We start from the raw sequence: 14,948 nt of genomic DNA on the forward strand, positions 1-14,948 counted from the left end.
CTTGCCGACGCCCGCTTGGTTGCGGGTGATGACAGCGGGGATGCTGACTTTGATCATTTGGTGGCTCCTGTTAACGTCACTCAATGTGAATAACGTTGCAGAGCCTACCTTTTCTACACCTTGTACAACATGAGGAATTCACGAATATGCAATCCACGCTGAACCTGCTAGACGACGCCGTCAAAGTTCAAGGGCTGTCCGACTGGGCGGCAAAACTCGGGCTCTCGAAACGAGCCCTCTACACGGCACGTGACCGGGGCCACCTGTCACCAGCAATCGCCGGTGCATTGGCATCCGAACTGGGTCAAGACCCGAGGGAATGGATCGTGGTCGCCGCTCTGGAATCAGAGCGGGACAGCGCGTGCAAAACGCGCATGGTGAAGCAGCTTATGAGCGGAGTTCGAAAGCTGTAATGACCGACTCCGAATACATGGACCGCGCCGAAGCTGCGCTCGCCGCCATCGAGCAAGGCTGCGACCGCATCAACGATGCAACCGACGCCGACATCGACAACCAGCGGGTGGGCGGGATGATCACGATTTCATTCAAGAACGGCAGCCAGCTGATCGTGAACCTGCAGAAGCCGCTGCAGGAAATCTGGCTGGCCGCGCGCTCCGGCGGCTATCACTACCGCTTCGACGGCAAGGCCTGGGTCGACACCAAGACCGGCGAGGAGTTCTTCGGCAACCTGTCGCGCGAGGCAAGCCTGCAAGCCGGGCAGCCGCTGGAGTTTGCGGCCCCCTGACTCTGCTCATTCTCAATTCCTGAAGAGGTCGAGAATCCGATTGCGTTCTTCAGGCGGCGGAGGCGGGCTCACCGGCACGCCGCTCAGTGACTCCGCGGGCGGCGTGGCGGGGGTCTCCACGCCAAGGCTGGAGACGCCGCGGCCCGGCGCGTAGTCGTCGTAGTACCACTCGCCGCCAACGCTCACCACGCCAGCCGGCGGGGTGGTGGAAAGATCGGTCACGGGCACGCCCTTGATGGCGGTTTCCATGTAGTTGATCCAGATCGGCAGGCTCAAGCCGCCGCCGGTTTCGCGGTCGCCCAGGTTGCGCGGCGTGTCGTAGCCGATCCAGGAGATGGCGGTCATGGTGGGCTGGAAGCCGGCAAACCAGGCGTCGAGCGAGTCGTTGGTGGTGCCGGTCTTGCCGTAGAGGTCGGGCCGCTTGAGCATGGCCTGCGCCTTGGCCGCCGTGCCGGCGCGCGTGATGGATTGCAGCAGCGAATCCATGATGAAGGCGTTGCGCTGGGGAATGGCCCGGATCGTCTCGTTGAGCAGCGGCGGCTGCTTGTCGACCAGCACCCTGTCCTTGTGGTCGGTAATGCGGGTGACCAAGTACGGATTGACGCGGTAGCCGCCATTGGCGAATACCGAGTAGCCCACGGCCATCTGCATGGGCGTGACCGCGCCGGCGCCCAGCGCCATGGGCAGGTAGGCGGGGTGCTTGTCCTTGTCGAAGCCGAAATTGGTGATCCATTCCTGCGCATAGCGCGTGCCGATGGATTGCAGGATTCGGATCGACACCAGGTTCTTCGACTTCATCAGCGCGGTGCGCATCGACATCGGGCCGTCGTACCCGCCGCCGTAGTTCTTGGGTTCCCAGGGCTGGCCGCCCGTGGTGCCGGCATCGAAGAAGAGCGGTCCGTCGTTGATCACCGTGGAGGGCGTGAAGCCCTTCTCGAGCGCCGCCGAGTAGATGAACGGCTTGAAGCTCGAACCCGGCTGGCGCCAGGCCTGCGTGACGTGGTTGAACTTGTTCTTGCCGAAATCGAAGCCGCCCACCAGTGCCTTGATGGCGCCGTCGCGCGGATCCATGGCGACGAAGGCGCCTTCAACTTCGGGCAGTTGGGTGATCTCCCAAGTGTTCTTGGGCGTCTTCACCACCCGGATCACCGCGCCGCGGCGAATCTTGATGTTGGGCGGTGCCTTGTCGGAAAGGCCGGATTGCGCGGGCTTGAGGCCTTCTCCGGTGATCTGCACCGGGTCGCCGTTGCCGCGGACGGCCGAGATTTCCTTGGCACTGGCCTTGAGCACCACGGCTGACATCACGTCGCCGTTATCGGGGTGGTCGGTCAGCGCGTCGTCCACGGCTTCGTCGAGTTCCTTGGGGTCGTTGGGAAGGTCGACGAATTTCTCGGGCCCGCGATAGATCTGGCGCCGCTCGTAGTCCATGATGCCCTTGCGCAGCGCCTTGTATGCAGCGGCCTGGTCGGCGGCCACCAGCGATGTGTACACCTTCAGGCCGCGGGTGTAGGTGCTGTCGCCGTATTGCGCATACATGAGCTGGCGCACGGTTTCGGCCACGTACTCGGCGTGCAGGCGGTTCGGGTCCGCCGCGTCGCGCAGGTGCAACTCTTCCTTCTTGGCTTGGGCGGCCTGCTCGGCCGTGATGAAGCCTGCGTCCTGCATGCGGTCGATCACGTAGAACTGGCGCCCGCGTGCGCGCTGCGGATTGTTGACCGGGTTGTTGGCGCCCGGTGCCTTCGGCAGGCCGGCCAGCATGGCCGCCTCGGCAATGGAAAGATCTTGTAGCGGCTTGCCGAAATACGCTTCGGAGGCCGCGGCAAAACCGTAGGCGCGGTTGCCCAGGTAGATCTGGTTCAGGTAGATCTCGAAGATCTGGTCCTTGGTAAGCAGGTGCTCCAGCTTGAAGGTGAGCAGCACTTCGTAGATCTTGCGGGTGAGCGTTTTCTCCGAACTCAGGTAGACATTGCGCGCTACCTGCATCGTGATGGTCGAGGCGCCCTGGCTCTTCACGCGGTTCATGTTGGCCAGCCCCGCGCGCACCATGCCCTTGTAGTCGACGCCGCCGTGGTCGTAGAAGCGCGTATCTTCAGCGGCCAACACCGCTTCCTTCACCAGTTTGGGGATCGCCGCGATCGGCGTAAGGTTGCGCCGCTCCTCGCCGAATTCGCCGATCAAAATGCCTTCGGCCGAGAAAACCCGCAGCGGCAGCTTCGGCCGGTAGTCGGACAGCTCGGAAATATCCGGCAGATTGGGGTAGGCAACCGCCAGGGCGACCGCGACCACGCACAGAACGGCCAGCGCACCGGCCGCGGCAATGCCGAATCCCCAGGCCATGAAGCGCAGCAGCCATTTGAGCCAGGCTGGGCGTGTGGAGGAGGGAGTCTTGGCTGGCCCTTTGGGGCGTGAGGTTTCTTGCATGTGGGCCCGGAGAATCACCTGACATTATAAAAAGCCGCCCTCTTGCCGAGGACCGAACTTTGGCGCATCGTTGCGGGCTAAACCAAAAGTTACTGAATGTGGCTACAACGTCAGCTTTTGACAACGGTCCCCAGGCTTGGAGCCCGCGGTTGCTTGGTTGCAAGTACGCCTCCTGCTAGCATGCAACCGAACGCAATTTTTTCCATTGGTTACAAATGCAGGGGTAAAGGGACCTAACTTGGCTGCTTTCGGATCATTGTTTCGTCGTCAGAACGCCCCCATGCTCGGCTTGGACGTCAGTTCGTCCAGCGTCAAGCTGGTCGAGCTCGGCCGTGAGGCCAGCGGCAAGCTGGTTCTGGAGCGGTGTGCGATCGAACCCCTCGAGCGGGGCTGGATCACTGACGGCAACGTCGAAAAGTTCGATGAAGTGGCCGAAGCCGTCCGCCGCGTCGTGCGCAAGAGCGGCACCCGCACGCGCAATGTGGCGCTGGCGCTGCCTCCTTCGGCCGTCATTACCAAGAAGATCATTCTTCCGGGCGGCATGAGCGAGCAGGAACTCGAACTGCAAGTCGAGTCCGAAGCCAACCAATACATTCCCTTTTCGCTGGACGAAGTCAGTCTCGACTTTTGCGTGACCGGCCAGAGCGCGGCCTCCGCCGGCGATGTCGAGGTGCTGATTGCCGCGTCCCGCAAGGAAAAGGTCCAGGACCGCGAAGGGTTGGCCGAAGCGGCCGGCCTGAAGGCGATGATCCTGGACGTCGAGTCTTATGCATCGCGCCTTGCAACCGCCCGCCTGATCGAGCAACTGCCGGGCAAGGGCCTCGACGCCGTTGTGGCGCTTTTCGAAGTGGGCGCCTTCACCACCAGCATGCAGGTGCTGCGCAACCAGGAGGTGCTGTACGACCGCGACCAGGCTTTCGGCGGCGCCCAGTTGACCCAGCTGATCGTGCGCCAGTACGGCTTTTCCGCCGAAGAGGCCGAAGCCAAGAAGCGCAGCGGCGACCTGCCTGACGACTACGGCTCCAGCGTTCTGAAGCCCTTCGTGGAAAGCATTGCGCAGGAAATTGCCCGTGCACTGCAGTTCTTCTTTACCAGCACGCCGCACAACCGCGTCGACTATGTGCTGCTCGCGGGCGGTTCGGCCTCGTTGCCAAGCCTGACCAGCGCCGTCACCCGTCAGACCTCCTTTGCCTGTTCGCTCGTGAATCCGTTCGACGGCATGGAGATGGGTCCCAACATCCGTGAGAAGAAGGTCCGGCGCGAGGCGCCTTCCTATCTGACCTCCTGCGGTCTCGCCATGCGGAGGTTCGTGCAGTGATCCTCATCAATTTGCTTCCGCATCGCGAAGCCGCGCGCAAGCGGCGCCGCGAAGCTTTCTACGGCACCCTGGGCGCCGCGGCCATACTGGGCGGCGTGATCGCGGGCCTCGGCTTTCTCTGGTTCGAAGCGCAAATCTCGGCCCAGCAGGCCAAGAACAATTTCCTGAAGACCGAAATCACCAAGCTCGACGCCGAGATCAAGGAGATCTCGACGCTGCAGGACGAAATTGCAGCCCTGCGTGCACGCCAGCAGGCGGTTGAAGACCTCCAGGGCGACCGCAACCTGCCGGTGCACCTGCTCAATGAACTGGTCCGGCAGCTGCCCGACGGCGCCTACATCACCAGCATGAAGCAGGAGAACCAGACCGTCACGCTGCAAGGCATGGCGCAGTCGAACGAGCGAGTCTCCGAACTGCTGCGCAACCTTGGCAACAACAGCCCCTGGCTGGTCAAGCCCGAGCTGGTCGAAATTACTTCCGCAACGGTGAACCTGAGCCAGCGCGACCAGCGCCGCGTGGCGAACTTCACGATGCGCATCGGCCTCAAGCGGCCGACCGACGCGCAGAAGGCCGCGGCTGAGAAAGCCTTGGCCACAGCGGCGCAGGTCAAGGGGTAGAACGGATCATGGCAAGCAATCGCCCCTCTCAAAAGATAGATGTCGCCGCCGCATTTCGTGGCTTCGGCGACCAGTTCCGCAACCTGAATCCGAACGATCCGGCCAGCTGGCCGCCGGTGCCCCGCTATGCCTTGTGCCTGGCGGTGACGGCAATGGTGCTGGTCGGCCTGTGGTTCCTGTGGCTCACCAACTCGAACGACGAACTCGAAAGCGAGCGCGCCAAGGAAGTCACGCTGCGCGCCGACTACCAGAAGAAGGTCGCACTGGCCGCCAACCTCGACCTGCTCAAGAAGCAGCGCGAGCAGGTGCAGCAATATGTGACGCTGCTCGAGAAGCAGCTGCCGAGCAAGGCGGAAATGGACGCACTGTTGTCCGACATCAACCAGGCCGGCCTCGGCCGCAGCTTGCAGTTCGAGCTGTTCCGTCCGGGGCAGGTTTCGGTGAAGGACTACTACGCAGAACTGCCGATCGCCGTGCGTGTGACCGGCCGCTACCACGACATCGGCTCGTTTGCCGCCGACGTCGCGGGCCTCTCCCGCATCGTGACGCTGAACAACCTGACGATCACTCCGCAAAAAGACAAGGACGGCGCCCTGACGATGGATGCCACGGCCCGCACCTACCGCTATCTCGATGACGAAGAGCGCGCGGCCCAGAAACGCGCTGCGGCGCCAAAGGCGAAGAAATGAGGATGATCGCCAAACTCCTGTGGCTGGCAGCGGCCGCAATGGGCTTGAGCGCCTGTGCCGATTCGGAGCAGGAAGACCTGCGCCGCTGGATGGTCGAGCAGCGCGCCCAAGTCAAGCCCAATGTGCCGCCGATCACCGAGCCCAAGAAATTCACGCCCCAGACCTATACCGAAGGGGCTGCTTTCGAGCCGTTCAACCTGCTGAAGCTCACGCAGGCACTGCGCCGCGAATCGAACCAGCCCAGCACGTCGGAGCTGATCGCGCCTGAACTGGCGCGTCGCAAGGAAGCGCTCGAAGCCTTCCCGCTCGACTCGATGGCCATGGTGGGCAGCATGAACCGCAACGGCCAGCCGGTGGCGCTGGTCCGTGTCGACAAGCTCCTCTACAAGGTGCGCGTCGGCGAGTACCTGGGGCTCAACTACGGGCGCATTACCCGTATCAACGAAACCGAAGTCGCCTTGCGTGAAATCGTGCAAGACGCCGCCGGTGAATGGATCGAACGCGTGGCGACATTGCAGCTGCAAGAGAGTGCGAAATGAATCAGAAAAAATCAACAATGGCACAGCGGCTGCGAGCTGCCGGGCTGGGTCTGCTGGCATTCGGCGCATTTGCCATGGCGCATGCGCAAAACGCCATCGAAGCGGTAACCAGTTCGACGCAATCCGGCGCCGAGGTCATCCGCATCGACCTGGCACAGCCGCTCGCGGCCGTGCCGACCGGCTTTGCCGTCCAGACCCCGGCGCGCATTGCGCTTGATTTCCCGGGCGTCACCAACGCCATCGGGCGCTCCGCCATCGAGGTGAACCAGGGCAACCTGCGTTCCGTCAATGTGGTGCAGGCCGGCGAGCGCAGCCGCGTGGTGCTGAACCTCAAGCAGGCGACCGCCTACAAGACCGAGATCCAGGGCAAGTCGCTGCTGGTGATCCTGGAGCCGGTGGCCGGCACGGCGCTCGCGTCGTCCACGCCCACTGTGTTTGCCGAGAACCGCAACCGCGACACGCTGCCGCTGCGCGACGTCGACTTCCGCCTCGGCTCCGAGAACACCGGCCGCGTGATCGTCGACCTGCCGAACAACCAGGTGGGCGTCGATGTCAAGCAGCAGGGCAAGAACCTCGTCGTCGAATTCACCAAATCGACGCTGCCCGAGGGCCTGCGCCGCCGCCTCGATGTGGCCGACTTCAACACGCCGGTCCAGCTGATTACCTCGCAACAGTCCGGTGACCGCGTTCGCATGACGATCGAGGCCAAGGGCGACTGGGAGCACAGCGCCTACCAGAGCGAGAACCAGTTCGTCGTCGAAGTGCGTGCCCGCAAGGTCGACCCGACCAAGCTGACGCAAGGCGTGGGCTACAACGGCGAGAAGCTGTCGCTGAACTTCCAGAACATCGAAATCCGCTCGCTGCTGCAGGTGATCGCCGACTTCACGAACTTCAACATCGTGACCTCCGATTCGGTGACCGGCGCGCTGACGCTGCGGCTGAAGGACGTGCCGTGGGACCAAGCCCTCGACATCATCATGCAGGCGAAGAACCTGGGCATGCGCAAGAACGGCAGCGTGCTGTGGATTGCGCCCAAGGATGAAATCAACGCCAAGGAAAAGCTCGAGTTCGAAGCCAAGGCCGCAATCGAGAATCTCGAGCCGCTGCGCACGCAGTCGTTCCAGCTCAACTACACCAAGGCGATTGCCATTGCCCAGGGCCTGACCGGCACCGGCGCCTCGTCGGGCGGCGGTGGCGGCTCCGGCACCACAACCCGCATCCTGAGCCCGCGCGGCAGCGTGATCGCGGAGTCGCGCACCAACCAGCTGTTCGTCTCCGACGTGCCGTCGCGCCTTGCACAGGTGAGCGAACTGATCCAGAAGCTCGACATCCCGGTTCGCCAGGTGCTGATCGAAGCGCGCATCGTGGAAGCCTCCGACACCTTCGGCAAGTCGCTCGGCGTGCGCCTGGGCGGCGGTATCTCCCGCGAACGCGTCGCGTCGGCCAACGGCAATCCGGCATACGGCACCCTCGGCGTCATGCCCACCACCACCACCGGCGGCGTCGGCGCAGCGGCAGCCACCTGGACCAACTCCAATTTCCTCAACCTGCCCGCAGGCGATGCCGGCGGCACCGGCAATTCGCCCGGTACCTTCGCGATCTCGCTGTTCAACTCGAGCTTGTCGCGCATGTTGAACCTCGAGATCTCGGCGCTCGAAGCTGACGGCAAGGGCAAGCTGGTTTCCAGCCCCCGCGTCATCACGGCCGACCAGACCAAGGCGCTGATCGAGCAGGGTGAAGAAATTCCCTACCAGCAGGCAACCTCCAGCGGCGCCACGTCGATCTCGTTCCGCAAGGCGGTGCTCAAGCTCGAAGTCACGCCCCAGATCACGCCCGAAGGCAACATCATCCTGACCCTGGACGTGAGCAAGGATGCCCGCGGCGTCAACACTTCGGCGGGTCCGGCCATCAACACCAAGCACGTGCAGACCGAAGTGCTGGTCGAGAACGGCGGCACGGTCGTCATCGGTGGTATCTTCGAACTCACCGAAACCAATGACGAATCGCGCGTGCCGGTGCTGGGTGAAGTGCCCTACCTTGGGGCACTGTTCCGCAAGCGCGAACGCGTTGCCAACAAGACCGAAATGCTCGTCTTTATCACTCCGAAGATGATTACCGATCGCAACGCCGCGCGCTGACGCGCGGGCGTAGCAGCCACCGCGTGGCGGTCGCACTCGTCGGTTTGCCCGGCGCCGGTAAATCCGCAGTGGGGCGGCGCCTGGGCGCCCGCCTCAATCTTCCGTTCGTCGATACCGACCACGTGATCGAGCAGCGCATCGGCTGCTCGATTCGCGATTACTTCGAGCGGGAAGGCGAAATCGCTTTCCGGGACCTCGAGCAAACGGTAATAGCCGACCTTTGCGCACAGCCTCACGGCGTGCTTGCCACGGGAGGCGGAGCGGTCTTGCGGGAGGTCAATCGCAAGCAGTTGCGGGACCACTTCCACGTGATCTACCTGCGCTCTTCCCCCGAAGACCTGTTTCGCCGCTTGCGGCATGACGTCAAGCGGCCTCTCTTGCAGGTGGCCGATCCGCTCGGGCGGCTGCGCGAGCTGCACGATGCGCGCGACCCGTTCTACAGGGAAACGGCCCACGACGTGGTCGACACGGGCCGCCCGTCGATCGCCATGCTGGTGAACATCATCGTCATGCAGCTGGAGCTCGCCGGCATCGTGGCGCCGGGCGCCCACCCGGAAGAACCCGCCGCCTGAGCAACCGGTCCGCAGCGCCTAAACTCGCTGCATGCCATTGCCCGCACCTTCCGCACCGCCAGAACGCGTCGATATCCAGCTCGGCGAGCGCAGCTACCCCATCCTGATCGGCGCCGGCCTGCTCGGCGAATCTTCGAGCTTTGCCGCGGCGCCCGACGCTGCGAGCGCGCTGATCGTCAGCAACACCACGGTGGCACCGCTCTATGCCAAGGCGCTGCACGCGGCCCTGGCCGACCGTTTCCGCACGGTGCACCTTCTCGAGTTGCCCGACGGCGAGGCGCACAAGAACCTGCAGACGCTGAACCTGATCTTCGATGCGCTGCTCGGCCATGGCAGCGACCGGAAAACCGTGCTGTTCGCCCTGGGCGGCGGCGTGGTGGGCGACATGACAGGCTTTGCCGCCGCCAGCTACATGCGCGGCGTGCCGTTCGTCCAGGTGCCGACCACGCTGCTGGCGCAGGTCGACTCGTCGGTGGGAGGCAAGACCGCGATCAACCACCCGCTGGGCAAGAACATGATCGGCGCGTTCTATCAGCCGCAGCTCGTGGTGTGCGACCTGGGCACGCTGCAGACGCTGCCGCCGCGGGAACTGAGCGCGGGCCTGGCCGAAGTCATCAAATACGGGCCCATCCACGACATGGCGTTCTTCGACTGGATCGAAGCGAACATCGATGCGCTGGTGGCCCGCGACCCCGCCGCGCTGGCCTACGCCGTCAAGCGCAGCTGCGAGATCAAGGCCCTGGTCGTCGGGCAGGACGAGCGCGAAACGGGCCTCCGCGCCATTCTCAACTTCGGCCATACCTTCGGCCACGCGATCGAATCGGGCCTGGGCTACGGCGAATGGCTGCATGGCGAAGCGGTCGGCTGCGGCATGGTCATGGCTGCGCACCTGTCGCAGCGGCTCGGCGGCGTCGATACAGCGTTTGTCGAACGGCTCACGCGGCTCATCGAACGTGCCGGCCTGCCGACCGTCGGCCCGGCACTGGGAGCCGACCGTTACCTCGAGCTCATGCGTGTCGACAAGAAATCAGAAGCCGGAGAGATCCGCTTCGTGGTCATCGACAAGCCGGGCTCCGCCGCGGTCAGCAGCGCGCCCGATGCGCTCGTGCGCGAAGTGCTCGCGCAGTGCTGCAGCGCCGGATGAGCGCAGCGCCAAGGGTGCGGCGATGAGTCTTGCGGCCTATGCCTGCCACCCCGCGCGGTCGCGCGGGCGCCGCCATGCCGAGCCTCCCGCACCCACGCGCGATGCCTTCCAGCGCGACCGCGACCGCATCGTGCATTCCACCGCGTTCCGGCGCCTGGTCTACAAGACGCAGGTGTTCCTGAACCATGAAGGCGATCTGTTCCGCACCCGGCTCACGCATTCGCTCGAGGTGGCGCAGCTCGGCCGTTCCATCGCGCGTGCCTTGCGCCTCAACGAAGACCTGGTGGAGGCAATTGCCCTGGCGCACGACCTCGGCCACACGCCGTTCGGCCACGCCGGGCAGGACGCGCTCAACGCGTGCATGGAAAGCCACGGCGGTTTCGAACACAACTTGCAGAGCCTGCGTGTGGTCGATGCGCTGGAGCACCGATATCCGCAGTACGACGGCCTGAATCTCAGCTTCGAGACCCGCGAGGGCATTCTCAAGCACTGTTCGCGCGCCAATGCCGAGCGCCTGGAAGCCGCCGAACCCAACGGCGTGGCGAGGCGCTTCCTCGACCGCACCCAGCCTGCGCTCGAGGCGCAGCTGTGCAACCTGGCGGACGCCATTGCCTACAACGCGCACGACATCGATGACGGCGTGCGCTCGGGGCTCATCAGTGTCGAGCAGCTCGGCGAGGTGGAGCTGTTCGAGCGCTACCGCCGTGAGGCACTCGCCGAGTACCCCGGGCTGGAAGGGCGGCGCGTGCTCTACGAGACGATCCGGCGCATGCTGAGCGCCCAGGTCTATGACGTGATCGACGCCACCCGTGCGGCGGTCGAAAGTGCAGCGCCGGCGGATGCCGACGGCGTCCGCAACTCACCGCCGCTCGTCGCTTTCAGCGAAGCCATGCAGTCCCAATCCAGCGAGCTCAAGAGCTTCCTGTTCCGCAACCTCTATCGGCATCCGCAGGTGACGCAGACCACCGACCAGGCGCAGCAGGTCGTGCGGGAGCTGTTCGACGCATACCTCGAGCGCAGTGCCGAGATGCCCGCTTCCTACGCCGACCGGCGCGACCGGCATCGCGCCGTGGCCGACTACATCGCCGGCATGACCGATCGGTTCGCCATGCGCGAGCACGAAAGGCTCACCGGCCGGCGGGGCATCGGGTGAGTTCGGTGGCCGCCGTCTCCGCGCGCGTTCCAGCCGCCGCCTTCGCCGTCCTTTTCGGCGGCGTGAGCGCTGCGCTGCACCTGGGCAAGCTGCCGCCCGCCGTGCCGGCCCTGCAGGCGTCGCTCGGCATCAGCCTGGTCGAAGCCGGTTTTCTGCTGTCGCTGGTGCAAGTGGCCAGCATGACTCTCGGGCTGGTGATCGGGCTTGCGGCGGACACCATCGGTTTGCGGCGCAGCATGCTCTCCGGACTCCTGGTGTTGGTTGTCGCCAGCCTGCTCGGCGGCGCCGTCGGCACCGGCCTCTTCGGCGATGCGCACGCGGTGCGGTGGCTGCTGGTTCTGCGCGCTGCCGAAGGCATTGGCTTTCTGCTGGCGGTCATGCCGGGGCCAGGGCTGATTCGCGCGCTGACGCCTGCAGGAGCGGACAAGGCCGCGCTCGGACTGTGGGGTGCGTACATGCCGCTTGGCGTCGCGCTTGCGCTGCTGCTCGGTCCGGCGTTGATCGCCTGGGGCGGTTGGTCCGACTGGTGGTGGGCACTGTCCGCCGTTTCAGCCGGCGCGGCGCTCTGGCTGTGGCTGGCCGTACCTGCGGAGAAGGTTCGTTCCACCGCTGCGGGCGGCGCAACGGCGGGGTGGTCGTCGCGGCTGCGCACGACAGTCGGTGCGCGCGCACCCTGGATGATCGCGCTGACCTTTGCCGTGTATTCCGCCCAGTGGATGGCGGTGATCGGCTTCCTTCCGGCCATTTATGCCGGCGCGGGTGTCCCACCAGGCTGGAATGCGGTGCTCACCGCGATTGCGGCCGCGATGAACATCGTCGGCAACGTGGCGGGCGGGCGCTGGCTGCAGCGCGGCGTTGCGCCCGAGCGCCTGCTGCAGCTGGGCTTCGGGGCCATGGCGCTGGGAGGCGTGGCAGCTTTTGCGCAAATGGGGCAGGGCGCCGACGCGCTCGGCCTGCCGCCAGCGCTTCGCTATGCCGCTGTCTGCCTCTTTTCGTTGGGCGGCGGCATGGTGCCGGCAACGCTGTTCCTTCTCGGGGTCCGCATGGCGCCGGGGCCCAGCACCGTCTCGACCACGGTCGGTCTCATGCAGCAGGCCTCCTCGCTGGGGCAGTTCCTGGCGCCGCCCGCGGTGGCATGGGTGGCTCACCGCGTCGGCGGCTGGCACTGGACATGGACCGCCACACTGGCATGTTCGTTGGCCGGCATGGCCATGGCGCGGCACCTGGGACGAATACGCCTTGCGGCGACAGTGGCATGACGGGCGCGGCGACAATCGAGGCCATGCAGGCCGAAGCCGATACGCGGCGCTGGCTCGAACGTGCGGTGATCGGACTCAACCTGTGTCCCTTTGCCAAGGCGGTTCATGTCAAGGCGCAGATTCACTTCGCCGTGTACATGCCGGCCGACGCCGCCGCGCTGATCGAAATGCTTCTTGCCGAGGCCAATGAGCTCGCCGCGCTCGATGCCTCCGTGCGCGACACCACCTTGCTGATAGCACCCAACACCTTGGCGGATTTTCTGGACTTCAACGATTTCACGGCACGCGCCGAACGCAAGCTCGCCCGCGCGGGCTTCGACGGCGTATTCCAGCTGGCGAGCTTCCATCCGCAGTTCCAGTTCGGCGGCACCGAGCCCGACGACATTTCGAACGCAACCAACCGCGCGCCTTACCCTACGCTGCATCTGCTGCGCGAAGACAGCGTGAGCCGCGCGGTCGAGGCCTTCCCGGAGGCCGAAGCCATTTTTGAGCGCAACATCGAAACGCTCGAAACACTGGGCCCCGAAGGCTGGACCGCGCTCGACGTGGGCCCCGGGAGCGCTCGATGATGAATGCACAAGCGACCAAGACCGTGAAGACTGCAAAGACCGCCAAGGCCGAAGCCGAGTTGTCCGAGGTTCTGCGCCCGGGCCAATCCGTCGAGCTCCTGAAGGAGCTGCACATCCTTACGCGTGAGGGCCGGCTCAACCAGGATTCGCGGCGCAAGCTCAAGCAGGTGTACCACCTGTTTCAGTTCATCGAGCAACTGCTGCGTGAGCTGCCGGGCGGCGGCGCCGAGGCCACGCTGGCCGACCACGGCGCGGGCAAGTCGTACCTCGGGTTCATCATCTACGACCTGTTCTTCCGTTCGCGCGAAGGCGGGCACGTCTACGGCATTGAGACGCGCAGCGAACTGGTGGAAAAGTCGCGCGCGCTGGCAAGGCAGCTCGGATTCGACCGCATGTCGTTCCTGAATCTCACCGTCGCCGAATCGGCGAACGCGAGCGAATTGCCCGAGCGGATCGACGTGGTCACCGCGCTGCACGCCTGCGATACGGCCACCGACGATGCCATTGCCTTCGGCCTCGCGAAGAAGGCGCGCTGCATGGTGCTGGTGCCTTGCTGCCAGGCCGAGGTGGCCGCCTGCCTGCGCGAAACCAAGGCGCTCGCGCTGTCGCGCACGCCATTGGCCGAACTGTGGCGCCACCCGCTGCACACCCGCGAAATCGGCAGCCAGCTCACCAATGTGCTGCGTTGCCTGTATCTCGAAGCCAACGGCTACAGCGTCACCGTGACCGAACTGGTGGGCTGGGAGCACAGCATGAAGAACGAGCTGATCCTGGCGCGCCACACCGGGCAGCGCAAGGCCGCAGCAGCCGCCCGGCTGGGGGAGTTGCTGGCGCAGTTCGGCCTCGATGCCTTGGGCGAGACGCGCTTTCGCCTGAGCTGAATCCGCGAGCACGCGCCGCCTTCAAGCCATGGCCCGTCTCCCCCGCCTCACGCTGGCCGACATGCCGCACCACGTGATCCAGCGCGGAAACAACCGCCAGGCAATCTTTGTCGACCGTGCGGATCACGAGCGGCTGCTCGCCCTGCTGGCCGACAACGCCGTGCGCTTCGGCATCGCGCTGCACGCCTATGTGCTGATGGACAACCACTTCCACCTGCTGGCAACGCCCAGTACCGCCACCGGATTGCCGCAGTTCATGCAGTCGGTTGGGCGCAGCTATGTGCGCTACTTCAATGACCGCCACGGCCGCAGCGGCACCTTGTGGGAGGGGCGCTACAGGTCGACGCTGATCCAGAGCGATCGCTATCTGCTGACCTGCATGGCGTACATCGATCTCAACCCCGTGCGGGCCGGCATGGTCGCGGACGCGCGCGACTTTCCATGGTCCAGCCACGGCCACTATGCCGGCCTGCGGCACGACAAGCTGCTCACGCCGCATCCGCTCTACTGGGAGCTTGGCAACACGCCCTTTGCCCGTGAGGCTGCATATGTCGAATTGGTGCGCGCGGGCGTGCGTTCCGCCGACCAGGGCACTCTGACCGAAGCCACTCTGCGCGGGTGGGCGGCCGGCGACGCGGATTTTCTTGCTTCGCTTCAAAAATCGACCGAGCGGCGAGTGGCCAAGGCGAAGGCCGGTCGGCCCCCATCTACCGCCAACTCCTGAGCCTAAGCGCAGCGAACGGCGCAATGTTTGGGCTAGCCTGCTCCTTCTTTTAATGTGTCCCCAATTTAATTCTGACAAGAATACTCGGAATTTAATAAGAATCTGACCCCTATTAAAGTGTTTGGCATTCTTTGTGCATCGCAATATCCTTCTCTTCCCTGCGAAAAACTGAAGGAGTG

The 14,948-nt window shown here is 64.8% G+C and carries 15 protein-coding genes; 14 read left to right on the forward strand and 1 reads right to left on the reverse strand.

The window, feature by feature from the left end; genetic code table 11:
- The first annotated feature begins 146 nt into the window (after positions 1-146).
- Together V9K97_RS19080 and cyaY are read left to right on the forward strand one after the other, a co-directional pair.
- Positions 147-413: a hypothetical protein gene (locus V9K97_RS19080; protein ID WP_337320005.1), complete on the forward strand. Its 267-nt coding sequence runs from the start codon at positions 147-149 to the stop codon at positions 411-413.
- Complete coding sequence (gene cyaY, locus V9K97_RS19085) at positions 413-745, forward strand: iron donor protein CyaY (protein ID WP_258504391.1); 333 nt, start codon at positions 413-415, stop codon at positions 743-745. The genes V9K97_RS19080 and cyaY overlap by 1 nt, the downstream gene beginning before the upstream one ends.
- A 12-nt stretch (positions 746-757) precedes the next feature.
- Here the strand turns inward: cyaY and V9K97_RS19090 are convergent, their stop codons facing one another.
- Complete coding sequence (locus V9K97_RS19090; RefSeq protein ID WP_337320007.1) at positions 758-3,166, reverse strand: penicillin-binding protein 1A; 2,409 nt, start codon at positions 3,164-3,166, stop codon at positions 758-760.
- Positions 3,167-3,404: 238 nt separating this feature from the next.
- Here V9K97_RS19090 and V9K97_RS19095 point away from each other — a divergent pair, with 238 nt between their 5' ends.
- Genes V9K97_RS19095 through V9K97_RS19150 form a run of 12 tightly spaced genes read left to right on the forward strand, consistent with a single transcriptional unit; the run spans position 3,405 to position 14,769 of the window.
- The gene (locus V9K97_RS19095) at positions 3,405-4,484 is read left to right on the forward strand and encodes a pilus assembly protein PilM (RefSeq protein WP_126745805.1); all 1,080 of its coding nucleotides are present in this window, start codon (positions 3,405-3,407) and stop codon (positions 4,482-4,484) included.
- Entirely contained in the window at positions 4,481-5,101 is a 621-nt protein-coding gene (locus V9K97_RS19100) for a PilN domain-containing protein (RefSeq protein WP_337320009.1), read from the forward strand. Before V9K97_RS19095 ends, V9K97_RS19100 begins: the two co-directional genes overlap by 4 nt.
- Before the next feature lie 8 nt (positions 5,102-5,109).
- Complete coding sequence (locus tag V9K97_RS19105; RefSeq protein WP_337320011.1) at positions 5,110-5,790, forward strand: type 4a pilus biogenesis protein PilO; 681 nt, start codon at positions 5,110-5,112, stop codon at positions 5,788-5,790.
- The gene (locus tag V9K97_RS19110; RefSeq protein WP_337320013.1) at positions 5,787-6,329 is read left to right on the forward strand and encodes a pilus assembly protein PilP; all 543 of its coding nucleotides are present in this window, start codon (positions 5,787-5,789) and stop codon (positions 6,327-6,329) included. Before V9K97_RS19105 ends, V9K97_RS19110 begins: the two co-directional genes overlap by 4 nt.
- Positions 6,326-8,467 (forward strand): type IV pilus secretin PilQ, encoded by a 2,142-nt coding sequence (pilQ, locus tag V9K97_RS19115; RefSeq protein ID WP_337297726.1) that lies wholly within the window; start codon positions 6,326-6,328, stop codon positions 8,465-8,467. Before V9K97_RS19110 ends, pilQ begins: the two co-directional genes overlap by 4 nt.
- 23 nt (positions 8,468-8,490) lie before the next feature.
- Complete coding sequence (locus V9K97_RS19120; RefSeq protein WP_258504398.1) at positions 8,491-9,039, forward strand: shikimate kinase; 549 nt, start codon at positions 8,491-8,493, stop codon at positions 9,037-9,039.
- Between the two features lie 31 nt (positions 9,040-9,070).
- The gene (aroB, locus tag V9K97_RS19125) at positions 9,071-10,183 is read left to right on the forward strand and encodes a 3-dehydroquinate synthase (RefSeq protein ID WP_337320015.1); all 1,113 of its coding nucleotides are present in this window, start codon (positions 9,071-9,073) and stop codon (positions 10,181-10,183) included.
- 22 nt (positions 10,184-10,205) lie between these two features.
- Positions 10,206-11,336 carry a deoxyguanosinetriphosphate triphosphohydrolase gene (locus V9K97_RS19130; RefSeq protein WP_337320016.1) on the forward strand — a complete coding sequence of 377 codons (1,131 nt, stop codon included), beginning with the start codon at positions 10,206-10,208 and terminating at the stop codon, positions 11,334-11,336.
- 5 nt (positions 11,337-11,341) lie between these two features.
- A complete protein-coding gene (locus V9K97_RS19135) occupies positions 11,342-12,595 on the forward strand; it encodes an MFS transporter (protein WP_443303708.1) in 1,254 nt (417 codons plus the stop codon).
- A complete protein-coding gene (locus tag V9K97_RS19140; protein WP_337320019.1) occupies positions 12,592-13,164 on the forward strand; it encodes a DUF1415 domain-containing protein in 573 nt (190 codons plus the stop codon). The genes V9K97_RS19135 and V9K97_RS19140 overlap by 4 nt, the downstream gene beginning before the upstream one ends.
- A complete protein-coding gene (locus V9K97_RS19145) occupies positions 13,161-14,045 on the forward strand; it encodes a class I SAM-dependent methyltransferase (RefSeq protein ID WP_443303710.1) in 885 nt (294 codons plus the stop codon). The genes V9K97_RS19140 and V9K97_RS19145 overlap by 4 nt, the downstream gene beginning before the upstream one ends.
- Positions 14,046-14,073: 28 nt before the next feature.
- Complete coding sequence (locus V9K97_RS19150; protein WP_337320021.1) at positions 14,074-14,769, forward strand: transposase; 696 nt, start codon at positions 14,074-14,076, stop codon at positions 14,767-14,769.
- Positions 14,770-14,948: the final 179 nt, after the last annotated feature.

Source organism: Variovorax sp. CCNWLW186 (assembly GCF_037203865.1).
Lineage (GTDB): Bacteria > Pseudomonadota > Gammaproteobacteria > Burkholderiales > Burkholderiaceae_C > Variovorax.